Origin of the sequence: Planctobacterium marinum (assembly GCF_020687805.1) — a bacterium.
GTDB lineage: Bacteria > Pseudomonadota > Gammaproteobacteria > Enterobacterales > Alteromonadaceae > Planctobacterium > Planctobacterium marinum.
In genome coordinates, this window is sequence record NZ_JAJEWQ010000003.1 from 147,960 (window position 1) to 172,200 (window position 24,241).

General features: G+C 46.5%; 21 protein-coding genes. 8 read left to right on the forward strand and 13 right to left on the reverse strand.

The window, feature by feature from the left end:
* Positions 1-108 precede the first annotated feature (108 nt).
* From LJ740_RS10400 to tkt, 5 genes are all read right to left on the reverse strand, one after another.
* On the reverse strand, positions 109-885 hold the full coding sequence (locus LJ740_RS10400; protein WP_229529031.1) for a DUF481 domain-containing protein: 777 nt from the start codon (positions 883-885) through the stop codon (positions 109-111).
* A 162-nt stretch (positions 886-1,047) separates the two neighbouring features.
* Complete coding sequence (locus LJ740_RS10405; protein ID WP_229529032.1) at positions 1,048-1,947, reverse strand: fructose bisphosphate aldolase; 900 nt, start codon at positions 1,945-1,947, stop codon at positions 1,048-1,050.
* 115 nt (positions 1,948-2,062) lie between these two features.
* A complete protein-coding gene (locus LJ740_RS10410) occupies positions 2,063-3,238 on the reverse strand; it encodes a phosphoglycerate kinase (RefSeq protein ID WP_229529033.1) in 1,176 nt (391 codons plus the stop codon).
* 58 nt (positions 3,239-3,296) lie between these two features.
* Complete coding sequence (gene epd, locus LJ740_RS10415) at positions 3,297-4,301, reverse strand: erythrose-4-phosphate dehydrogenase (RefSeq protein WP_229529034.1); 1,005 nt, start codon at positions 4,299-4,301, stop codon at positions 3,297-3,299.
* Between the two features lie 113 nt (positions 4,302-4,414).
* Entirely contained in the window at positions 4,415-6,409 is a 1,995-nt protein-coding gene (tkt, locus tag LJ740_RS10420; RefSeq protein ID WP_229529035.1) for a transketolase, read from the reverse strand.
* A gap of 431 nt (positions 6,410-6,840) precedes the next feature.
* On the opposite strand from tkt, the gene metK reads away from it, so the two are divergent.
* Together metK and LJ740_RS10430 are read left to right on the forward strand one after the other, a co-directional pair.
* On the forward strand, positions 6,841-7,992 hold the full coding sequence (gene metK, locus LJ740_RS10425; protein ID WP_229529036.1) for a methionine adenosyltransferase: 1,152 nt from the start codon (positions 6,841-6,843) through the stop codon (positions 7,990-7,992).
* A 119-nt stretch (positions 7,993-8,111) separates the two neighbouring features.
* On the forward strand, positions 8,112-8,912 hold the full coding sequence (locus tag LJ740_RS10430) for a M48 family metallopeptidase (protein ID WP_229529037.1): 801 nt from the start codon (positions 8,112-8,114) through the stop codon (positions 8,910-8,912).
* A 26-nt stretch (positions 8,913-8,938) separates the two neighbouring features.
* Here LJ740_RS10430 and LJ740_RS10435 read toward each other — a convergent pair whose 3' ends face one another.
* Together LJ740_RS10435 and LJ740_RS10440 are read right to left on the reverse strand one after the other, a co-directional pair.
* Positions 8,939-9,991 carry an ABC transporter permease gene (locus LJ740_RS10435; RefSeq protein ID WP_229529038.1) on the reverse strand — a complete coding sequence of 351 codons (1,053 nt, stop codon included), beginning with the start codon at positions 9,989-9,991 and terminating at the stop codon, positions 8,939-8,941.
* A 3-nt stretch (positions 9,992-9,994) separates the two neighbouring features.
* Positions 9,995-10,876, reverse strand: coding sequence for an ABC transporter ATP-binding protein (locus LJ740_RS10440; protein ID WP_229529039.1), 882 nt, complete (start codon positions 10,874-10,876; stop codon positions 9,995-9,997).
* 75 nt (positions 10,877-10,951) lie between these two features.
* On the opposite strand from LJ740_RS10440, the gene LJ740_RS10445 reads away from it, so the two are divergent.
* Positions 10,952-11,680 carry a 16S rRNA (uracil(1498)-N(3))-methyltransferase gene (locus LJ740_RS10445; protein WP_229529040.1) on the forward strand — a complete coding sequence of 243 codons (729 nt, stop codon included), beginning with the start codon at positions 10,952-10,954 and terminating at the stop codon, positions 11,678-11,680.
* Positions 11,681-11,684: 4 nt separating this feature from the next.
* Here the strand turns inward: LJ740_RS10445 and LJ740_RS10450 are convergent, their stop codons facing one another.
* From LJ740_RS10450 to LJ740_RS10460, 3 genes are all read right to left on the reverse strand, one after another.
* Positions 11,685-13,175: a response regulator gene (locus LJ740_RS10450; RefSeq protein WP_229529041.1), complete on the reverse strand. Its 1,491-nt coding sequence runs from the start codon at positions 13,173-13,175 to the stop codon at positions 11,685-11,687.
* 88 nt (positions 13,176-13,263) lie between these two features.
* Positions 13,264-13,908 (reverse strand): response regulator, encoded by a 645-nt coding sequence (locus LJ740_RS10455; protein WP_229529632.1) that lies wholly within the window; start codon positions 13,906-13,908, stop codon positions 13,264-13,266.
* A complete protein-coding gene (locus LJ740_RS10460) occupies positions 13,908-15,197 on the reverse strand; it encodes a sensor histidine kinase (protein ID WP_229529042.1) in 1,290 nt (429 codons plus the stop codon). The genes LJ740_RS10455 and LJ740_RS10460 overlap by 1 nt, the downstream gene beginning before the upstream one ends.
* Here LJ740_RS10460 and LJ740_RS10465 point away from each other — a divergent pair.
* The 5 genes from LJ740_RS10465 (at position 15,187) to LJ740_RS10485 (ending at position 21,098) form a co-directional block, all read left to right on the forward strand.
* On the forward strand, positions 15,187-15,930 hold the full coding sequence (locus tag LJ740_RS10465) for a hypothetical protein (protein WP_229529043.1): 744 nt from the start codon (positions 15,187-15,189) through the stop codon (positions 15,928-15,930). The two genes, LJ740_RS10460 and LJ740_RS10465, sit on opposite strands and share 11 nt — an antisense overlap.
* Before the next feature lie 4 nt (positions 15,931-15,934).
* Entirely contained in the window at positions 15,935-16,900 is a 966-nt protein-coding gene (locus LJ740_RS10470; RefSeq protein ID WP_229529044.1) for a tetratricopeptide repeat protein, read from the forward strand.
* 85 nt (positions 16,901-16,985) lie between these two features.
* A complete protein-coding gene (gshB, locus tag LJ740_RS10475) occupies positions 16,986-17,939 on the forward strand; it encodes a glutathione synthase (protein ID WP_229529045.1) in 954 nt (317 codons plus the stop codon).
* Between the two features lie 142 nt (positions 17,940-18,081).
* Positions 18,082-18,642 carry a YqgE/AlgH family protein gene (locus LJ740_RS10480; protein WP_229529046.1) on the forward strand — a complete coding sequence of 187 codons (561 nt, stop codon included), beginning with the start codon at positions 18,082-18,084 and terminating at the stop codon, positions 18,640-18,642.
* A gap of 218 nt (positions 18,643-18,860) precedes the next feature.
* The gene (locus LJ740_RS10485; RefSeq protein ID WP_229529047.1) at positions 18,861-21,098 is read left to right on the forward strand and encodes an ATP-binding protein; all 2,238 of its coding nucleotides are present in this window, start codon (positions 18,861-18,863) and stop codon (positions 21,096-21,098) included.
* 284 nt (positions 21,099-21,382) lie between these two features.
* Here the strand turns inward: LJ740_RS10485 and LJ740_RS10490 are convergent, their stop codons facing one another.
* From LJ740_RS10490 to LJ740_RS10500, 3 genes are all read right to left on the reverse strand, one after another.
* Positions 21,383-22,120 (reverse strand): TPR end-of-group domain-containing protein, encoded by a 738-nt coding sequence (locus tag LJ740_RS10490; RefSeq protein WP_229529048.1) that lies wholly within the window; start codon positions 22,118-22,120, stop codon positions 21,383-21,385.
* 854 nt (positions 22,121-22,974) lie between these two features.
* Complete coding sequence (gene map, locus LJ740_RS10495) at positions 22,975-23,778, reverse strand: type I methionyl aminopeptidase (protein ID WP_229529049.1); 804 nt, start codon at positions 23,776-23,778, stop codon at positions 22,975-22,977.
* Entirely contained in the window at positions 23,771-23,977 is a 207-nt protein-coding gene (locus tag LJ740_RS10500) for a ParD-like family protein (RefSeq protein ID WP_229529050.1), read from the reverse strand. Before LJ740_RS10500 ends, map begins: the two co-directional genes overlap by 8 nt.
* Positions 23,978-24,241 lie beyond the last annotated feature (264 nt).

The following is a 24,241-nucleotide window of genomic DNA, read 5'->3' on the forward strand; positions in this document are numbered from 1 at the left end:
ATACTCAAATTCTCAAAACACCATTTTATCCGGCTTTTGCCCCATTTACAGCAGCAAGCACCGATAAAATGTTCGCCCGTATTTGGGGAATAGCCGCACCTGTGGCCGCTAAAAAAAGTTATACACCAGAGTGATTGCCGTTTCAGTGTCCAGGTTTTCTGAACCCTCTTCCACCTCACTGTTGTGATTGAGGATCACGGACAATTTCATAGACATAGAACCATTAATCTTTGCTGACAAAGACGATTCAGCACGAGACTTGGTGTTGATCGAGCCAATTTCGGTACTCAGAATTTGTTTGATGTTAGCTTTTTTCGAAATTTTCCAGCCATAATCCAGTTGCCCCCGTAATATAGGACCGCTGACATCTTCGCCGTCCTGCAATTCCTGAAAGGCATAACCCGGGCCAATACTGTAGGTAAAGTGGCTATTGGATTTTTTGAACCATTGACTACTCCAGCCGGCAGCAATAGTGGCCTGATATTCAAAGCTGCTGAAGCGGGCATCTTCATAAGACGCAAACCCAAACAACCGATTTGTGGGGTTGTCCAGTTTGTAATTTGCCTGCCCGGAAAGAAAGAAGCGCTGGGTACTGGTTTGAGCTTCTTCGTACTCTTCACCCGTTTCCTCGTCAGTGATCATCACATCGTCCTGACGATACAAGGCTTCTATAACATAATCATTACTCCAGCTTTGCATCTCGTGATGAGATCGCAAACTGCCTTTAAATGATGTTGTTTTGGTATTGCCGCCACTGAAAATCGATCCAAATTCGCCTTCCAGGGTAAAGTCTTTAGCGTCGTCTTCCGATGGTGATTCCGTTGCGATTACCGGAAGACTTAAAGACACAAAAGTTAAATAGCAGAAAGTAATTATTTTTTTCATTGTTCACCTGGCTCTTCGCGGTGAGCATTTTATGCAATCAATAGCGGGAAGTCTAGACGTCCGAATACGTATTCATGACAGGTTTAACCTGTGGATAGCCTTGGTGTTTAGTGAAAATAACAAGCGGGTAAATCAGCTTACCCGCCCGTAAATGGAGAGAAATTAAGTGCGGGATGCTGCAAAAATAGCGTCGATAGATTCACCCAGCATTTGGTTAAACTCAGCGTCAGATTGCTGTGCGGTTAAACCTTGTGCCAATGCACGGGAGAAACTGGCAATCATGCCGTGATTGCGCGCGATCATCGCGTTAGCTTCATCGCGTGAATAGCCACCCGACAGTGCCACAACGCGGATCACATTTTTGTGTTCCATCAGCACTTTGTAGAAGTTATCTTCCGATGGCAACGTTAACTTAAGCATGACCAATTCGTCATCCGCCAGCAAATCTAACTGCTCCAGAATTCTGGTGCGCATAATGGCTTCTGCCTGCGCTTTTTCCGGTGAATGAATATCCACTTCCGGCTCAACGATGGGTACCAGGCCTTTAGCACTGATCTGTTTCGCAACCTCAAACTGCTGCGCAACCACATCACTGATCCCCTGCTCATTCGCCAGTTTAATCACTGAGCGCATTTTGGTACCAAACACGCCTTGTGCAACAGCTTTGTCCAGTAAGGCATCCAAAGCCGGCATAGGCTTCATTACCTGCACCCCATTTACTTCGTCGGCCAGGCCTTTATCCACTTTCAAAAAGGGGACAATCTGCTTGTTTTCCCACAGAAAGGCGGCACTCATTTTGCCTTCAATCTGACGATCCAGTGTATTTTCAAACAGGATTGCTCCTAACACTTTTTCACCGGTAAAGACAGGGCTGGTAATGATGCGGGTTCGCATGGCGTGTACCGTATCAAACATTTCTTCATCATTGCTGTAGGCGCTTTCATCGACGCCATATTGCAATAATGCTTTTGGGGTACTGCCACCACTTTGATCCAGTGCAGCGATAAATCCGTCAGTTTCACTGACCTTTTTCAACATTTCAGCGTTGGCTGGTAAAGCCATCGTAATTTCTCCTGAGTGCGAGCCCGCCAATTAGTGACCTAAGCCCATGGGTTTACAGTGGAAAATGTCCCTTTTGTGGTTCTTTATTCCCGTGATTTATTTCGTCTCGCCCCGATTATCCGGCGCGTTTCTCTAACATCGCAACTGCGGGCAACACTTTACCTTCCAGAAATTCCAGAAAAGCACCGCCACCGGTAGAAATGTAGGATATTTTATCGCCAATGTCATACTTGTCTACCGCTGCTAATGTATCGCCGCCGCCGGCGATAGAAAACGCCTCACTATTGGCTATGGCCAGTGCCAGCGCTTTTGTTCCTTCGCCAAACTGGTCAAATTCAAATACCCCAACAGGGCCATTCCACACAATAGTACCTGCGGCCTTAATCATTTCAGCGAGGCGACCCGCAGTTTCTGGCCCGACATCAAAAATCATATCTTCATCGGTAACTTGTTCAACATCTTTCAAATGCGCAGCAGCATCTTCCGCAAATTTATCACCGACAATCACGTCCACCGGCACCGGGATATCTCCGCCATTGGCCTGCGCTGTTGCCAGTAAACGATTGGCTTCCGGAATTAGATCGGCTTCATATAGCGATTTACCGACATTGTGACCCTGAGCGGCAATAAAGGTGTTGGCGATACCACCGCCGACGATAAGTTGATCCACCTTGCTGGATAAAGACTCCAGCACGGTTAGTTTAGTCGAGACCTTTGAGCCCCCCACAATAGCCAGCATCGGCTTTTTAGGGTTGTGCAGCGCTTTGCCCAAGGCATCCAGCTCAGCAGCCAACAAAGGCCCGGCACAGGCAACCGGTGCATGTAAGCCAACACCATGAGTAGAAGCCTGCGCGCGATGCGCAGTACCAAACGCATCCATGACATAGACATCACACAACGCGGCATATTGTTTTGATAACACTTCGTCGTCTTTTTTCTCGCCGACGTTGAAGCGAACATTTTCCAATACCACCAGTTCCCCGTCAGCAACCTCAACGCCATTGAGGTAATCTTTTTCTAATCTGACTTTATTGCTCAATGCGTCCGAAAGGTAATTTACCACAGGTGCCAGGCTAAACTCTTCTTCGTACTGTCCCTCTGTTGGCCTACCCAGGTGCGACATCACGATCACTTTGGCACCGGCTTTCAGAGCCAACTCAATCGTTGGTAACGCCGCTTTTAAGCGGGCATCAGAAGTTACCTTACCGTCTTTTACCGGAACGTTTAAATCTTCCCGGATCAATACTCGCTTACCAGCGAGATCCAGATCGGTCATTTTGATAATGGACATGTTCGTAGTCTCCAAAGTTGTGTGTATTCAGTTTTATAATGCATCTTTATTATTTGCGTTATTGCATCATCGCCAGGCTGGTGTCTAACATTCGGTTGGCAAAGCCCCATTCGTTATCACACCATACCAGGGTTTTTACTAGTTTTTTATGACTCACCCGGGTTTGCGAACCATCCACAATACAGGAGTGCGGATCGTGATTAAAATCGCAGGAAACCAGGGGTTCTTCCGTATAGGATAAAATGCCTTCCAGGCGGCCTATTCGCGCCGATTCCAGTGCTGCATTGACGGTTTTAATGCTGACATCCTGACTAAGGGTGACACTTAAATCCATGGCAGTAACATTGATGGTTGGAACCCTGACAGCAATCGCTTCAAAGCGCCCGGCAAATTTAGGCAGTATCCGCTCTACCCCCAACGCCAGTTTGGTATCCACCGGAATAATGGATTGGGAGGCGGCGCGGGTTCTGCGCAGATCAGGATGGTAAGCGTCGATAACTTGCTGATCGTGCATAGAAGAATGAATCGTAGTGATAGTGCCACTTTCAACCCCAAAGTGGTCATCCAGCACCTGAATCACCGGCACGATACAATTGGTAGTACAGGAGCCGTTAGATACAATACGATGTTGCTTTTCTAACAGGTGATCATTAATACCAAAAATCACCGTGGCATCCATATCAGCCTTACAGGGCTGCGAAAAAAGTACCTTTTTAGCGCCTGCGGCAATGTGTTTTTCGCCGTCTTCCCGGTCGCTAAACTCACCGGTGCATTCCAGCACCAGATCCACATCCAGTGCCTGCCAGGGAAGGTCTTCAATGTTGGCGTGATTCAGTAATTGTATTGCTTTACCGGCAACGGTGAGAGTGCGATTGTTCAGAGTGACGGGGAATCTAAAGCGACCATGGGAGGTATCGTATTTGAGGAGGTGAGCAATGCCTTCAGGCTCTGCCAGTTCGTTGATGGCGACAACTTCTATAATGGCATCACGTCCGGTTTCAAACAAAGCGCGTAGTACGTTTCTGCCAATTCGACCAAAACCATTAATGGCCACTCTTATCATGTTGGTTCCTGAATCTACCCCTTTTTGAAAACCCGGAGATACTACATCATTTCCAACAAAAAAGCAGGTCCGAAGACCTGCTTTAACTGCAATTAATTGAATTTCTGAGCGGGTTACAGAATTTCTTTTGCTGCCGCAACAACCGCTTCGCTGGTGATGTTGAAATGCTTAAACAAATCACCCGCCGGTGCAGACTCACCAAAGGTGTCCATACCCACTATGCGACCGTTTAGTCCAACAAACCGGAACCAGTAATCCTTGATACCGGCTTCAACTGCAACCCGTTTAGTGACAGCAGCTGGTAAAACAGATTCCTGATACGCTGCATCCTGGTTCAGGAAAACATCAGTAGAAGGCATAGACACAACACGTACCTTTGTGCCTGATTCAGTTAACGCTTGTGCCGCGTTGACCGTCAACTCTACTTCAGAGCCTGTCGCAATTAAAATGACTTCGGGTGTGCCGTCACAGTCTTTCAGGATATAGCCACCTTTAGCGATAGCTGCAACCTGTTCAGGTGTACGCGCCATTTGCGCCAGTCCCTGACGGCTAAAGATCAACGAGGATGGACCATCCTGACGCTCGATTGCCGCTTTCCACGCCACCGCAGATTCAACCTGATCACAGGGACGCCAGTTCACCAAATTAGGGGTTAAACGCATGGAAGCCAATTGTTCTACCGGTTGGTGAGTGGGACCGTCTTCGCCCAGACCAATGGAGTCGTGAGTGTATACAAAAATTGAAGGTACTTTCATCAGTGCCGCCATGCGCACTGCGTTACGGGCATATTCCATAAACATCAGGAAGGTGGCGCCGTAAGGCTTAAAGCCACCGTGCAAGGTAATACCGTTCATAATGGCAGACATACCAAACTCACGCACACCGTAGTACAGGTAGTTGCCACTGGCGTCTTCTTTGCTAACGCCTTTGCTGCCAGACCAGATTGTCAGATTGGAGCCAGCCAAATCGGCAGAGCCACCTAACAACTCGGGTAAAATTGGGCCATAGGCATTTAACGCATTTTGCGATGCTTTACGGCTGGCTATTTTCTCTGGATTGGCTTGCAAATCGGCGATATAGGCCTCAGCCTGCGCCTGCCAGTCGGCCGGTAATTCGTTATTCAAACGACGCTGTAATTCTGTCGCCAGCTCAGGGTGAGCCGCTTTATAAGCAGCAAACTTTTCATTCCAGGCTGCTTCTTTTTGCTTGCCTGCTTCAACCGCATTCCACTGTGCAGCAATCTCAGTCGGGATTTCAAATGCCGGTGAATTCCAACCAAGACGCTCACGGGTTAAGGCAATTTCATCGTCACCAAGTGGTGCACCGTGGCAGGACTCCTGCCCTTCTTTATTAGGTGAACCAAAGCCAATCACGGTTTTACAACAAATCAGTGTGGGTTTGTCTGTTTCTGCTTTAGCCTGCTCAATAGCGGCGCTGATCTGCTCAGGGCTGTGACCATCAACCGCGCGAATTACATGCCAACCATAGGCTTCAAAACGCCCCGGTGTATCATCGGTAAACCAACCTTCTACTTCACCGTCAATGGAAATGCCATTGTCATCCCAGAAAGCCACCAACTTACCCAGGCCGAGTGTTCCAGCGAGGGAGCAAGCTTCGTGAGAAATACCTTCCATCAAGCAACCGTCACCTAAAAACGCGTAGGTGTGGTGATCGACCACGTCATGGCCTGGACGGTTAAACTGAGCAGCCAGTACTTTCTCAGCAATTGCCATACCCACGGCATTACTGATCCCCTGACCTAAAGGTCCTGTCGTTGTCTCAATGCCCGGCGCATACCCATATTCCGGGTGACCTGGCGTTTTGGAGTGCAATTGACGGAAGTTTTTTAGCTCTTCGATTGGCAATGCGTAACCCGTCAGGTGTAACAATGAGTAAATCAACATAGAGCCATGGCCGTTGGACAAAACAAATCTGTCTCTGTTTGCCCAGTCGGGATTCGCAGGATTGTGCTGCAAATAGTCACCCCAGAGTACCTGGGCAATATCTGCCATGCCCATAGGGGCACCTGGATGACCTGATTTCGCCTGTTGTACGGCGTCCATACTCAATGCTCTGATAGCATTGGCTAATTCTCTACGCGTTGGCATTATTACTCCTGTTCGCAAGCTATAGCACCGCTGGCATAGCGGTTTGGGAGGCATATTCTGGCCCAGGAGGACAATCGATGCAACGATATTCCCTAATCAATTCGGCTTTCTTTATTACTTTTATTTCTAGTGCCGATATAGACAAAGTACAGCAAGGGACTTTACCCCTTGTTTTGTTTACACCCCCTACGGACTGAAAAGCGGGCCCCAAAAAACCCGCCGGCGCCCAAAAATCTTGGCTGCCTTGTTCCCGGGAGAAGAATAAAAAATATAAATGTACTTATTTTTCATGCATTTAAATTTAGACATTTAGACGTCTAGAAGTAAACAATGGATTTTTTCCTTTTTTCCAGTACACTTGCCACTGTAAAAAAACGAATTAGTTAAAATTCATTTAAAAGAATCAGATAACGACAGAATCAGGAATCCCTATGGCAAAGCATTTATTTACTTCAGAGTCAGTCTCTGAAGGTCATCCGGATAAAATCGCGGATCAGATTTCCGACGCGGTACTGGATGCCATATTAGAACAAGACCCTAAAGCCCGTGTGGCCTGTGAAACCTATGTAAAAACCGGCATGGTCATGGTCGGTGGCGAAGTTACAACATCCGCCTGGGTCGACATTGAAGATTTAACCCGCAAAACTGTACGTGAGATTGGTTATGTTCATTCCGATATGGGGTTTGATGCCGACAGTTGCGCAGTGCTCAATACCATCGGAAAACAGTCCCCGGATATAAACCAGGGCGTTGACCGAAGCCGTCCCGAGGATCAGGGTGCCGGCGATCAGGGCCTGATGTTCGGTTATGCCAGCAATGAAACTGATGTGCTGATGCCTGCGCCGGTTACCTATGCCCACCGACTGGTTAAAAAACAGTCTGAAGTGCGTAAAGACAATGTCCTTCCCTGGTTGCGTCCTGATGCCAAGAGTCAGGTAACGTTTGCGTATGAAAATGGCAAACCTGTTGGTATTGATGCCGTGGTGTTGTCTACTCAACACTGTGATTCTGTGAGCCTGAAAGAGCTGCAGGAAGGGGTAATGGAAGAAATCATCAAACCCGTGCTTCCGGCAGAATGGCTAAACGCTGAAACCAAATACTATATCAATCCAACGGGCCGATTCGTTATCGGTGGTCCAATGGGAGACTGTGGGTTAACGGGTCGTAAAATCATCGTAGACACCTACGGCGGTATGGCCAGACATGGTGGCGGTGCGTTTTCAGGTAAAGATCCGTCTAAAGTCGATCGTTCAGCAGCCTATGCGGGTCGTTATGTAGCAAAGAATATTGTGGCCGCTGGATTAGCCGATAAGTGCGAAATCCAGGTGTCTTATGCTATCGGTGTGGCAGAGCCAACTTCCATCAGCATTGATACCTTCGGTACCGGTAAAATTGACGACAGCAAACTCACTGACCTGATCAAAGCACACTTTGATTTACGCCCTTATGGCCTGATCAAAATGCTGGATCTGGAACGCCCTATTTATCAGGCAACAGCAGCTTACGGTCACTTCGGTCGGGATATCTTCCCCTGGGAAGCCACCGACAAAGCCGACGAGTTACGCGCCGCGGTCAACCTGTAAAGGTATTTTCTATTTCATTTCCTAAAAGGCTCGTTGTTGAGCCTTTTTTTATACCTAAATGTCAGACTGTGTTTATAATGAGAGCCTGTTGACGATTTTTTTTACATGGAGCTTAGTGTATGTCCTTCAGACGACTGTCAATCGCTGTTCTGCTTAGCAGCTTAGTCTTTTCCTGCGCCAAATCACCCACAGGGCGAAACACCATAAAATTGTTTTCCTCTGATCAGTTAAACGAAATGGGCGTGCAAGCCTTCGACAGCCTCAAATCAGAGGCCAAGGTATCTAAAGAGCCGGTACAAAACGCCTATGTCCACTGCGTTGCAGATCACATCATTAAACAGGTACCTAAAAGCACGTTTCCCGGTGAATGGGAAGTCGTGGTATTCGAAGATGAGCAGATAAATGCGTTTGCTTTGCCAGGCGGTAAAATTGGTATTTACACCGGCATACTGAAAGTTGCAGAAACACAGCATCAGTTAGCCGCCATTATCGGCCATGAAGTGGGCCACGTCATTGCAGAGCACGGTAACGAACGCATGTCGCAAAGCACTTTAGTGGGTGTTGGTATGGAGGTAACCAACCAACTACTGCGCACTAATGAAGTCAGCCACAATCAGGAAATCATGGCGGCAATAGGTTTGGGGGTCCAGGTTGGATTACAATTGCCATTCAGCCGCACTCATGAGTCAGAAGCCGACTATATCGGTCTGGACTTAATGGCTAAGGCAGGGTTTAAACCCAGTGAGTCAGTTACCCTTTGGCAAAACATGGAAAAAGCCGCAGGCGGTGATCGTCCGATGGAGTTTCTTTCCACTCACCCTGCTCCGTCAACACGTATCAAACAATTGCAAAAAAATATGGCGAATGCCAATGCGCTGTACAAAATGGCGCCGGAAAAAGCCAACTGCGTACAGAGTTAAGCTACCTTCACATATCACGTGACGGGTTAGCGCCCGTCACCTTCCCAGCGAAACAGCAAAGCACTCAGCGCTAAAAACAGCAATGTCATGGCCGTTAATGCCAGTACAGACACGCGTAAATCCCACAAAGAAGCCCCATCTGTCATAATACTGCGGGCCGCATCGACTAAATGTGTCAGAGGCAACATCTGAGCCACGGATTGCAACCACTGAGGCGCGCCTTCCAGGGAGAACCAGACACCGGACAAGATCATCATAGGCCAGGTTACCAGGTTGAGCAGGCCACCGGTTAACTCTTCGCTGCGACTGCGGCTGGCCACCAGCAAACCTAACGAAATCATACATATTGCCCCCAGAATGGCCGCAATTAGCAGGTCGATTGCCGAACCCAACATATAAAAATCGAACATCCAGTCGGTCACTAAAAACACGCCGGCTGACAGCGTGACCACAATAAACAAGCGCGACATCACCTGCGCTAAAATAAACTCAATAGGGTTTAACGGTGTGGCCTTCAGGCGTTTTAAAACGGATGCTTTGCGGTAACGTACAATGACGTAGCCGACCCCAAATAAACAGCTAAACATCATGTTCATCCCCAGAATCCCTGGCAATACCCAATCCAGATAGCGAATCGCTTTGCCGTCAATTGCCACCCGTTCAAAGCCAGAGGTTTTCGCTAAAAACAGTTGCTCCAGTGTGTAGCCGGTGGGTGAGGTGTCATTGACCCAATAGCGGCGCTGTGTCGGCGCCACCAGCAAGTCAATTTTGTGTTTCCTTACATTATCCAGCGCCACACTTTGTGCCGTGTACTGCACCGTTTCGAGGTAGCGCAATGTCAGAAAATCCGACAGTGGCGCCTCATCTGCATTAGCTGCTGAAACCGACTCTGCGACAATAATGCCCACTTTAAATTGGGTCTTGTCGTCTTCACCAAATACGAATGAAAACCCCACAAGAATCAAAACCGGAAAGGCAATGTTCCAGCTCAATGAAGATTTATCCCGGAAAAACTCTAAATTTCGGGCTTTAAACAATGCAAAAAAACGTCGCCATACGGCAATCACAGAATGATTCAAAGTTTAATCTCCTAATTGCTGACCGGTGAGTTTTAAAAACAAATCATCCAGATTGGCTGATTTAACATGAAGCCCCTCCAGTGACACCTGGGCCTGCACTAACTGCGCTAATGTTTGTTGCACATCGTGGGTATTAATATCCCAAAAATCGTGGTTTTGTTCCGGTGCCAATGCGCCGATCACTTCATTTGTTAATGGCTGCATTGGAATGCGGATCAGCGCCCCGGAAAAGTGTTTGTTTAACAGTCTCCCGGGATGGCCTTTTTCAATAATTTTGCCTTTATCCATCAGCTCGATATGGTCACACAGAAACTCGGCTTCATCCATGTAATGGGTGGTTAATACTACTGTTTTGCCCTGCCCTTTAATCTTTCGGATCAACTCCCAAAAATTACGTCGGGCATGTGGGTCCAGGCCCGTGGTAGGTTCGTCCAGGAACAAAATATCCGGATCGTTGACTAAAGCCAGGCCCAACAAAAGTCTTTGTCGCTGTCCGCCTGAGAGCTTGCGGTGATCCTGATTGAGAAAATCCTGCAACTGACACAACTCAATGATTTCCTGCTCTGCCAGACCTTGCTCATAGAAGCTGCGAAACAGGCGAATGGTTTCCAGCGTAGTCAGATAATCCTGCAATGCGGTATTTTGAAACTGAATACCAATGCGTTTTAAGGATTCACGACTCAATGGACTCCCTTCGAACAGGATCTCACCGGAATCGGGTTTGGCGATGCCTTCCATCATCTCAATGGTGGTGGACTTACCCGCCCCGTTTGGCCCCAATAATCCAAAACATTTGCCTTTTTCTACACTGAACGACACATTGTCTACAGCTTTCAAACCATTAAAAGCCTTGCTAAGTTGCCTGACCTCGATCATAACTGCCATGCAGTAATTTCCTTTTCGCTGAATTGCTAACTAAATTCATATAAACTAGCGACAAAAAACTGAATCAATCATTTCATGCGCATTCCCAGAATATACTACCCCGACACTTTGCAATCTGACACCCAAATTGAGTTACCAAAAGATTCTGCCGTTCATATTACCAACGTTTTACGCCTGAAACCCGGACATCCGGTGGTGATGTTTAACGGTGATGGCAATGAATACAGCGGCGAAATTCAGGAAGCCAGCAAAAAGTCCACAACGGTGTTCGTATCCGCCAAACTGGGCCTCAGTGTGGAGTCCCCCTTAAACACCCACCTTGCCCAGGGAGTGTCCAAAGGAGAGCGAATGGATTTGGTGATGCAAAAATCTGTCGAACTGGGGGTTTCCGAAATCACGCCCATCATTACCGAGCGCTGCCCGGTAAAGCTCAGTGAAGAACGTTGGCAAAAGAAACTGCAGCACTGGCAGAAGATTATCATTTCCGCCTGTGAGCAATGCGGCCGCAATACCCTGCCGATACTCAATCAACCGGTTTCCTATCAGGCCTGGATTCAGCAATCCACCAATCAGTGTCGTTTAATGTTACACCCGCAGGCGCAGTTGCGGTTAAATCAGTTAGCACTGCCACCTGAAGGTGTGCGTCTGCTCATTGGTCCGGAAGGTGGTTTATCCGATGCTGAAATTTATCAGGCCCGGGAATTTGGCTATGAAGAAGTACTGATGGGCCCCAGAATACTGCGCACCGAAACAGCCGCCCTCGCGGCCCTGGCCATTTTACAGGCAGGGTTTGGTGACATTTAATCGGTTAGCTACGAATGTAACGCCAGTAGCGGGTCAAACCAGACTCGCTAATCAGACGGCGCATCTGTTGTTCACTGTCTTCGGCATCAGGGAAAATACTGAGTAAATCTTTAAAGCGCATCAACGCCCGATAATATCGGCCACTTTGCCAATGGTTCAGGGCCAGATATTCAAGCCGAAATTTGAGCCGTTCTTCGGTCATGGAAGTGGCTAACACAATATTGTGTAAAATCATGTAGGAGATCAGCTCTGGTGATACTTCTACCTTGGCCAGAACCTGCTCCAGACGCTCGTGAATTTCTCTGGAGGCATTGTGCTTTTCCAGTTTGTTAGCAGCATAAAGCAACACATTTAACTGAGACATATCCAGTTTTTTCAGTTGCAACAACAGCAGTTCAAATTGCTCTTCTGCGATCGCCTTGCCTTCGTGCAATGCCATACCCAGTCCCAGAAAAGGTGCATATACCGAGTATTTGAACTCGCCTTTTTGCCAAATTCTGTGATCTGCCATCTCCTGCAACATCATATAGACATCCACCCTGGACAGGCTATCCAGTTCACCGGTGGCCAATGCCACAAAATAAAGCTTGGTTTTAGTGGCAATAAGATTGCTGTAGAGCATGGACGTTCGGGATGCCTTGCTCAACCGGCCATTGATAAACGACAGTGCTTTTTGCAACCCCTCGGCCTGTTGCAACAACAGCGCATAAGCTTGTGCATCATTGCCTCGTAAACTTTCCAGAGGTAATTGCTGGAACAACCTTAAAGCACTGCGGTAATTGCGTTCGGCAACATTTAAATAGGTCATCAAATACACGCGCCCAAACAAGAAACGGTTCTTTTTCTGCGCATCAGCCACCAGCGAATTAATGGCATCATCCTGCCCTGTCACTAAATTGATGTAAGCTAACTCCCGAAATTGACAGGCGGGATCTTTGATCTTATTTGCCAGTTTAAGTGCCAATTCAGGTTGTTTTGCCTGCATCAGCAACTGCAATTTCATCACCAGTAGCTCATCATCCAGAATTGGATCGCGATTTTTAATGTTGATGTCCGTGACTTTTTTTACCAACTCAGCGGGTGCCATCTTGTGTAATTTAGCCAAGATAGGCTTAAACAACTTGATTGAGGTAATAGTGCGATACACCAGATATCTGATGTTTTGGAAGTTAACCGGCAAATGCAGTATTTCCGTCTGCAAATAACGGAAAATCGGTGCCGATAATTGATAAGAGGTGTCACTGCTGACAATGACAAATTTACACCAGGCCGGTACCAGATTGTCACGCGTCAGAAAGCGAATAATATCAGGAGCAGATAATCCAAATCCCACATCGGCATTGATCAACACCAGGTCACAAGGCAACGGCTTATCGCGATTAAACAATTGTCTGGCGTCAGACTGTAACAACACATCGGGCTGGCCAATCTGAGTCAGAATATCCTTAAACATATTTCGGTTTTGCAATGAAGGATCGATTATTCTGATTTTCAAATCAAAGAATGCCAAGGCCTTACCACTTATACAGGTCAGATGAGGGGCAATACTGTATTTGATGTAAAAACAATGAGCAAGCCCTGAATCAAATGATACCGCTTTCAATCGCTTTTAGTACCGCCCGGGTACGATCCCTGACTCCCATTTTAGCCAAAATGGTAGACACCTGGTTTTTCACAGTACCTTCAGACTTGTGCATCGCGAGCGCAATTTCACGGTTGCTGCAACCGGCGGCCATCAGGCGCAGAATTTCCTGCTCTTTTTCAGACAGGGGTTCTGGCTCACTAAAACTCTCAAAATCGGTGCTTAACCCCTGCAACCCTTGCAGAACTTTTTCAGTGATACTGGGTTGGATCAGCGTTTTACCGGCCGCCACATCTTTTATCCCGGTGACCAAAATGTCCAGAGATACGTCCTTCAACAAATAGCCTTTCGCGCCAGCCTGCAATGCAGCCATTACCAACTGGTGATCGTCAAAGGTGGTTAACATAATCACAGGCGTTGTCAGACCCGCCTGATGCAACGCTTTTACGGCGTCGATACCGTTAACCCTGGGCATGCGAATGTCCATCAGAATCACATCCGGCAGATGCTCGTTTACCAACGCTACCACCTGCTCACCATCGTCAGCTTGTGCCACCACCTGCACCTCTTCCGACAAGGCCAGTAAACTGGTAATGCCCTGGCGCACCAAAGTTTGGTCGTCCACTAATAGCACTTTGAGCAAGATTACGCCTCCCGAAAGCAAATAAACGTATGAAACCCACCCTCAGAAGGCTCAAACCGAATGCTGCCACCCAGCGCTAAAATGCGTTCTTTCATGCCTGACAGGCCATTGCCCACTTTAAAATTTAGCGCAGCTTTGCCATTGTCCGACATTGCCAGTTTTAGCTCAGACGCCTCTCGTCGCAGCGAAATCATAAAACGGTCTCCATGACTGTGCTTCAGGGTATTGGTTAAGCTTTCCTGTACACAGCGCAATATTGCATCGGCCAGTTCAACATTTTGAATATCTAAATCCTCTTCTAAATTCAGACTGACAGTAAGTCGCGGAACGGCGCTGACCAACGCCTGGAGTGCGTCTTTTAATTGCAGAGCCGATTTTTCCCGGATTTCCGTTACTGCTTCGCGCACATCGGATAACAACAATTTAGCGATGGCGTAACTCTTTTCTACCTGCTGTTTAGCCTCGCCATCGGTTTTGTGCATCGCTACCTGCAAATTAATGGTTAGCGCGGTCAGGTGATGCCCTAACAAATCGTGAATATCTCTGGCAATTCGGGTGCGTTCAGATTGCCGTGTAGCTTCTTTTAACAAGCTTTGTGCGGCGATGAGCTCCCGGTTTAATTCTTCGCTGGCCTCTTTGGCAAGCGTCTCCTGAATCCAGGAGTTCACTGTTGATACAGTAAACAAACATAACATCCAGTACAGCGGCGTTGAAAACAACATGTAATCAAAGCCCCAATACCAGGTAAATATCGCATAGTAAAAGAACATCAGCACCGGCGTTGTGGCTAACGCCCGCCCCAGACTCATAAAGTGCAGCAAGTTGCCGCACCAGATACCCAACAGGATTGCAACAAAGTTGTAGGAGGCTGTAAAAAACAATGCGTACAACACCAGTAATTGCGCAATTACAGCCGCCATCAAATGTTTACGAGAAACAGGTTGCTCACCGGTAGTTACCAACTCTAACCCAAGGAAACTGGCGAACAACCAGACTAACACCGACACCTGCCCATAATCAGGATGTGCCCCGTCCAGAGCGAGAAAGATCGCGACCATTGCGACGGTGAAAATCGTGGTCAGGCCGATCAGCCTGACCACATTAAATTGCTGAATGAAGGTTTTCATACTGCCATTTTGCCGTATTTTTTCTATCTCCACTATAGGCCAAAAGTCATGTTTTACATCATGACCTATGGCACTACGCCAGACGTCATTAAATAAATAGCATGGTAGCCAGTTCACCTTGTCAGATTTAATAAAACCCGATTGAGAGGCCACTATGATAACCATCCACACTATTGCATTTTACCTGCATGTCGTTGTCGGCAGCGCTGCCTTGCTGTTGTTTTGGATCCCCATGACAGCGCGAAAAGGCCAATTTAATCACAGATATTTTGGCGGGTTTTACAATAAAGCCATGTACATCGTCGCCATCACCGGTGCCCTGATGGCACTGATGGTACTTTGGGATCCGATGGCCATTCACGGCCATCGCCTGAGCAACCTTGACAATCAGGCTCACTTCGAAACCCAAATGCGGGTTTTCTATAGCCTGCTGCTCTACTTAAGCCTGTTGGTCTACACCGGACTCGAGCAAGGGATTCTGGCTTTGCAATGCAAAACCAGTACAAAACCACTTGCGCGTCCGCAGGTGATTCTGGGCAATGGCTTGATGGTATTAAGCGCACCGCTGTTATTCTGGGCTGGTTGGCAATTTGAACAGACACTCCCCAAGGTATTCGCCATTTTAGGCTTGCTGTCAGGGCTCAGTAATTTGCGTTTTATATTCACCAGGAAACCCATTGGCAATCGCTGGTTAAAAGAGCACATCGGCGCACAAATTTCCACAGCAATCGGCGCATACACCGCGTTTCTGGCCTTTGGGGGCAGAGCGTTGCTGAGCAACATCGGCGAGTGGCAATTGGCATTTTGGATGGCACCGGGGGTTATTGGTGCGTTAGTAATTCGCCACTTCACCCTAAAATACGCAAATCCGAAAACTCAACAACTAAACAAAGGTTAATATGATGAAAAACTTTTTCGCAAAATTTCCGGCACTTGTATTAGCCACCTGGCTGGCGCTACCGGTTTGTGCTGACTCAACGCTCGATACCGCAATAACCCTGTTTGAGCAACAAAATGACACAGCCGCCTATCCGCTTTTTGTGCAGGAAAAAGGGGCGATTTCACTGATGTATCAGGCACGCATCATGGCAGACAAGGATTTGGATAAAGCCGAAGAGCTGATTGAGCAAGCGCTTGAACTGGAACCCGACAACGCGCAAATTGAGTTTACCAAAGGCCAGATAATGGCCAAACAAGCCAGCAATGCCTTTTTCTCAGCGCTGAGCTATGCCGGAAAGTCACTGGCCAGTTTGCAACGCGCCACCCAACTACAACCCAACAATACCGAATACCTGATGGGACTCATGACATTTTACCTGGAAGCGCCCGGTATTGCCGGTGGTGATCAGGATAAAGCGCGGGAAACCCTTGAACAAATTAAACAGCTGGATGCAGAACAAGGCGCTCTGGCGCACCTGAAATTTGAACGCGCACTGCGTTCTCAAAAATCCGCAGATTTTATTTTAACGCAATTAACCAGACACCCACATTTCGCATCGCTACACTATGAACTGGGATTGTACTATTTATATCAAGATGACTTTGCAAACGCGGCGTCGGCTTTTCACGCAGCCCGGCAAAAACTCACTTCCAATGAAGTACATCTGCGTTGCCAGATTGATTATCAACTCGGGAAACATGCGCTGCTTGCTCAACAGAATCTGGCCGAAGGCGTAACGGCAATGCAATATTATATAGAGCACTGCCCTGTCACCCGTAAAATGCCCTCTGTCGATTGGGCCAGGTTTCGCCTGGCAAATTTGTATCACCTGACCGGGCAGGCTGACCAGGCGGCGGCACTTTACGCTGACTTAAAGCACAGTGAAGATGCTTCATTACAGGAGGCAATGCGCGAGGTTAAGCAATAGCATTTGCAGATAATCAAATAGGTGCCGATTGAATAACGTCAAATTGTCACTATAACTATGGCAGTGTAAATGAACTGGAAAGCCCATGACCATAAAACTTGCCATAGTGATGGACCCCATCGCCGACATCAACATCAAAAAAGACACCAGTTTTGCCATGTTACTGGCGGCCCAAAAACGGGGATATCACCTCACCTATTTGGAAATGAGCGATCTCTATCTGGACACGGGAAAACCCATGTGCAGTGCGCGAGCATTGACCGTACAGCGCAATGCGGAGAACTGGTACACACTGGGGGAACCTGAACAAAAATCACTTGCCGCTTTTGATGTGATTTTAATGCGCAAAGATCCTCCGTTCGATGCTGAGTTTCTCTATGCTACCCAGATGTTAGAATTAGCTGAGAAAGCCGGAGCATTGGTGGTCAACAAACCTCAGGCATTAAGAGACTTTAATGAAAAATTGTTTACCGCCTGCTTTCCGGATTTGATCCCGGCCACTCTGGTAACACGGGATTCAAAACGCATACGGGAATTCCACGCCAAACATCAGGACATTATCTGTAAACCGCTGGACGGTATGGGCGGCACCTCAATTTTCAGAGTCAAAGAAGATGGTAACAACCTGGGCGTTATCATCGAAACACTGACTGCGTTGGGTCAGCAATATACCATGTTTCAGGAATTTCTGCCTGCCATCAAAGATGGCGACAAGCGAATTTTAATTGTTGACGGCGAAGTCATCCCGTTTTGCCTTGCCCGATTACCTACCAAAGGTGAAAACCGCGGAAACCTTGCCGCCGGAGGCACCGGAAGACCTCAACCTATTTCAGATTCAGACAGAAAATTAGCCGACGCCATTGCGCCTACATTGCAAGACAACGGTTTACTGTTTGTTGGTATGGACGTTATCGGCGACAGAATTACTGAAATAAATGTCACCAGTCCTACCTGTGTTCAGGAAATTGAAGGAGCCTATGACGTTGATATAACCGGTAAGTTATTTGATGCCATTGAAAACCGGCTGAACCGGTCCTGATCATAAACTAATGGCCAGGTTCGACTAAAGTTGACTGGCATAGCTCAGCAACACTGCTACTATGCATGGTGTGTCATCCTCTCGTTCTACTACGCTTGTGATGACACCTTCGGTTCAATACTTTGAGTAACGGGTACGTATTTTGGACAACAGCTTACAGAATCACTTCTTAATTGCCACGCCTTCGCTGGACGGTTCGTATTTTGGCAAAACGGTCACCTATATTTGCGAGCACAATGATCATGGTGCGATGGGCATTGTTATCAATCAAAGAACCGAACTAACCCTGAAACAACTGTTGAATTTAACCGATGAAGAAGTGCGAATTGACGCGCAACACGAATCTCATCTGGTGATGGAAGGTGGACCGGTAAGCCGGGATCGCGGTTTCATCCTGCACACCTGCCAACCCGGCTGGAGTTCCAGTTTGGAATTAACTTCAGAAATCATGGTCACCACCTCGAAAGACATATTACGCGTGATAGGCAATGAACAAGGCCCAGAAAAAGCCATTGTAGCCCTGGGTTATGCCGGCTGGTCTGCAGGTCAGCTGGAAGAAGAGCTGGAGAGCAACTCCTGGCTTACGTTAAAAGCCGATACCGATATATTGTTTAACGTTCCCATTGAACAGAAATGGGACAAAGCAATAGAAAAATTAGGTATCAACATTTGGCAATTGTCACCACAAGTCGGACACGCCTGAGCCATTCAGGCAGAAGTACACCAGCAGTCCCGTTAATTATTTAGAGTCTGATGATTGAGCGCAGCCCGGCAACTTAATCCCCTCCTTAAGATTCATTCATAATCCTTCATTTTTTAACCCGTGACGGTGGGATAAACTATGGATAAGATTCACTCTTATTCTAATTCCCAACACGACTCAGCAGTAAAGCTGCCGGGAGTCGATGACTGAAAATAACAATGAGCATTTGCAAAATTGGTATTAGCCATAACGACCTGACACTGCCAAAACTGATACTGGTATTGGCGTTTTTGTGTCTTTGTGGAAGCTCGGCGGCACAGGAAGATAGTGTTTTAGGTCAGGCGCGAAAACTGCAACAAAACGGGCAATCCCAGGCCCTGGTGGAGTATCTGATACCAGCCATTCACAACGGCGAGCTGCGCGGCAGAGACAAAATACTGGGTATCGATATGCTGGTGCGCACACACCTCTCTTTGGGGAATATAGAGCAGGCATTGGATCACAATAGCCAGCTAAAACTGGAAGCTGAACACCTTAACGATGAGTTATACGTTGGCAGAGCGTTCCTCAACCATGGTGAAATTGTACAATCACAGGGAAAGCATCAGGAAGCCATCAGTCTTTTTAAACAAGCCTTAACCCACTATCAAACCGCCGGGGATGCCAAATTTATTGCCAACGCGCTGCTGGAACTCAGTTCATCTTACGGTCACATCAATCAAAATGTTGACGCGCTAAACTATGCGCAACAATCGCTAAAAATCGGCGAAGACATTGAAGATCTGGCTACCATTGCCAACGCCTATAACAGTATCGGCATGCAACATGACCGTATGGGAAATTTATCAGATGCGCTTGCCGCACACATGAAAACCATTGAGCTGGATCGACAACGGGGCGATATTGATGAATTGGCCACCAGCTATTTTAATGTCGCCAGTATCTACAAAAAGATGAAAGACTTTGAAAATGCACGATTCTTCACCCTTGAAGCTTTGGCTCTGGATCTACCTGGCAACAATCCTGGCTTTTTAGGTCATGACTACAATATGCTGGCTGAACTTGATCTTGCCAGCCAAAACATCGACGCCGCACTGCAAAATGCAAAGCTGGCCGAACAGTATTTCGAATCCATCAATGCCGAAGGCCACCTGGGACAGGTGTACAACAATCTGGCCAGAATTTACTTACAAAACAACAATACCAAAGAAGCAACCACCTATGTAGACAGGGCAACAGCGCTCAATCAAAAAGTCGGTCAGGATAACCAATTGGCTCACAGCGCACTGATTAAAGCGGAAATTTTGATTGCAGAAAGTCGTTTTAGCGATGCTTTAGGCATCCTGGAAAACAAAATCGACGACACCCTGGAACAAAAAAACTTTGAGCATATTCGCACCCTTTTTTCACTGCGCAGCGAGGCCTATGAGCGTTCAGGCCAGGCAGAAAAAGCACTGCAGGCTTACAAGGATTATTACCGCCTGAAAGATCAGTATGAAGCAGAAAATCACAGCAGCATTATGGCGCAACTGCAAAACCAGATGGACTATCTGCAAAAGGAGCACCGCATAGAATTGCTGGAAACTCAGTCAAACTTAAAACAGTTGCAACTGGAAAGCGCAGAGTTGGAGAAAAAGCTGTGGATCACCGGTTTGTTAATAGTCGTTTTATTACTGGCCATACTCGGCTACAAAGAACGAACCCGGCGCAAACTCGCAGCAATAGAGAAAAAGCTACTGGCCGATTCAGTGCAGCAAAAAAATGCCATGCTAGCGGAAGTGGCGCATGAACTCAGAAGCCCCCTGACCGCGCTTAAACTGCAAATTGAATCCTTGCAATACAACCTTGAAGATCAACCTGAAGTCGCGTACCAACGGCTTAACAACAAGATAGATGAATTGAACAGCCTGATCGAAGATCTGTACGATTTAGCCAGAGCAGACAATGGCTTGCTGAAACTCAATTTTGAACCGGTCAAAGTCAAGGCACTGCTACTGGAAATCACAGAGGGCTATCGGGAAGTCGTGGAGCACAAAGGCCTTAAGATCACCACCTCTGTAAATATTACTGAAGACGAACAATTCAATGTGGATGGCACACGGCTAAAGCAGGTAATTGCCAATTTACTGCGCAACAGCATCAATTATACGGATGCTCCAGGCACCATCAACTGCAGTGTTTCACGTCAGAATGACCAAGTACAAATCATTTTGGAAGACTCCGCTCCCGGTGTCTTACCGGAAGAAATTCCCAGATTATTCGAAAGAATGTATCGCGCCGATGGCACTAAAGATCATGATCAACATGGTTCGGGGTTGGGCCTGTCTATTTGCAAAAGTTTGGTGGAGGCCCACAACGGCAAAATTAACGCTGAAGTTAGCCATTTAGGCGGACTAAAGATCAGCATCCAGCTTCCTGCGGACCTGAGCACTGATCACTTAAAAAAGGCAGCTTAACACCTTTCGGTTCAGATTTTCCCTATTATCCTTGGTGCGAAACAGCTTGAGCCGCAAGCACGGAACAGAGTCCGAGTATTTGGCGACAGTTTAATGAATTGTAACATAATGAACTATAGTGTTTCAGACTCGCTCAGACAATAGCAGACTTAGGATCACTAAATGAAATGACATTCCAGTTTAAGATTCTGTTGGCGGTTGATACCGCAATCCGGGTAACTGTCAGATCAGGTCTGAGCTACTACACATTAGCGGGCGTTTAACGCTTCAAGAAGAGGCGTGCGTTAGGGCGTCTTTCTTACTTGATTTGTTAGGCAAACGTTAAATTCCGCAACTTCCTTAATTGCTTTGAAATCAGGATCAGTTTGAGCCTGTTCTCTATATATTTGGTTCAGTGACATTGCAGCCTCTAAGTCTTCGACTATGCTAGCGATACTATAATTTTTATGATTTAAAGCTTTAATACAAGCCCTATTATATAGGGCCCAAGCATTGTCTTTATTTAGTGTAAGTGCTTCTGTAATTAATTGAACCGGGTAAGAGTGATTTTTCTCATCCATATAATTTAACGCATTAGCTAAGCCAACTTTTGCATCAGCATCGTCGGGGTATGCTTTTAAAGCATCTTTGAAAAGCTCTGATGCATGCATAAACTCTTCACTTTTTAGCGAATCCATCCCCCTTCTGACTAAAGATTGAGCTTGCGTTATTGCATCTAATTTATTCTCAAATTCTTCTTTTACTTTGTCACTAACAACATCCAATTTTTCGTCTAGAAGCTGCATAAAGTGCTTGTCATCTTTAAAGTCAGATGGTGCATATAGAACACTATGGTTATTGTATAAGGTCCAGAAGAAAACAAGAACCAAACATATAGGAAAACCCATTAAAAACCATACGTATATTGATTGAATATCCTTCTCCAAAAGAGGCAAAACAATTGTGCCTCCAATTTCTGCCAAACCAGCAAATATAGCGATAATTGTTAAAGGATTTGATACAGGCTTAATTTTCTCAATCATAATTCATCCTTATTTGCCTAACAGTTTATTAGTGCGACCATGCAAAGTCGCCTACCTTGAAAGCTAGATTACCTTGTAAGGTTGCAAAGTCCTATGTCCGCTATTCGCTCATTGTTGCCATTCAGGTGTTAACCCGCAAATATCGGCAATACATACCACGCAGTCGTCCCATCTCAAACAATCGAGGCAGCTAATGTCACCTAGCTTAACTAGTCCATGGCTTCACAGGCAGTAATCACACCAAAGCCGCCGTTCACTAGACAATACAAATCAGGCGGCTTCAAACAATAAGCGGGTCTTCAGCTTTACGTTTTAAAACTTCCGATTTGTGCCAATAGCAGCCTTCAAAAAATTTTCGATTGAACAATTTAAACAACGGTTTGCTCCCATAGTCAGGAAAGCGACCCAGTGGGTAGTTTCAGTCCTCAGACCAGATATCAAGAAACCTCTACTTCAAATGAGTGGCTTTGCTTAGGCTAATTTGTTTTCGCAAGCACAAAGTATATAATTAACCCAAGTTAAAGTAAAAAAATGACCTTTTGGGTCAAAATTAAATTGTTATACATCACGATTTGGCAACCAAATGAGCGATAAAGGACAATGTTTTTTAGAGAGCACTACACATTAACTATTGGGCTTATAGTCGCGCTAGCTATAATAGGAATATTCGACCTTGCTTATTCAGATGCAGTTGAGCTATTTACAGGCGGGGACTTAACAGGACAGCCATCTTAAATCATAGCCGACTAAAACACTCGCGGGATACGCAAACTGGCTTTTTTAATTTTCTTTTCGCTTTTGCGCATCAACTTACCTCTCCCTCAATCTTAAAGTGGGTGTCCTCGTTAATTCAGTTAATTAGTTTTCCGGAACTCCGGAGTTATTTCGCATATTTCTTCGCTGCGCAAGGTTAAAACTTCATAGCCATTTTGGGTGACAAGTATTGTGTGCTCCCACTGTGCCGACAATCTTTTGTCCCGTGTTACTACAGTCCATCCATCCTTTTTCATTTTCGTTTTGTGAGTGCCCTGATTGATCATTGGCTCGATTGTAAAGGTCATTCCGGCCACAAGTGCCTGCCCCGTTTTAGGCTCACCAAAGTGCAACACCTGTGGCTCTTCATGCATCTGCTGCCCTATGCCATGTCCGCAATATTCGCGTACTACGCTAAAGCCATGTTTCCTGGCGTGAGTTTGAATCGCATGGCCAATGTCACCGAGGGTAGCGCCTGGTTTAACAGTTTCAATGCCTTTCCACATAGCCTGGTAGGTAACGTCAACTAATCGCCTGGCAACGGGAGAAACCTGGCCTATCAGGTACATTTTACTGCTATCCGCGATGTAACCATTTTTCTCCAGGGTAATATCAATGTTCACGATATCGCCCGATTTCAACTTTTTCGCGGCCGACGGTACCCCATGGCAAACGACGTCGTTTACTGAAGAGTTTAGTACATACTCATAACCATATTGGCCTTTACTGGAAGGACGCGCCTGTAATTCTTCGACAATATAGTTTTCAACAAAATCATTGATCTCAAGCGTTGACCGCCCTGCCACCACAAATCGATCTAACTCGCTGAATACCTGCGCCAGCAGTTTTCCGGATTCACGCATTAACTCTATTTCTTGTTGCGATTTAACGTGATTGCTATTCATTGATCAGTCTTATTGTGGTGACGTTTTGAGCAAGCATTTCACGTTCTAAAATTTGCTCATAAGTTAGTTTTGGGTTTTGCTCCGCCAGTCGTCCTATCTTGAGCCAGAACTCTGCCTGGGAGTTTATTGAACGCTCCATTACTGTACTCGTTTTTCTGACCTCATCATGAAGTTCGTCTGAAATTTTTACTATACCCATTCGCAATACCATTAACTACACTATATATACAATATGTATCATTTTATAGCTTCTGTCTACCGCAGCATTTGAGTTTGAATAGTGCTAAACGAGGATTTTAAGCCGAATGTTGGTTGACGTTTTTCCCGATCAGATATGCGATTTTGTCAGTTGTAGTCCATGTCAGAATTAACAGAGAGAATTAGTTGGGAGAATTGTCAGAGTGAAACGTATCCCGCAGTTGCAACTCAGTAAAACGGAGAGCTCCCTCTCCGTTGTGCCGTA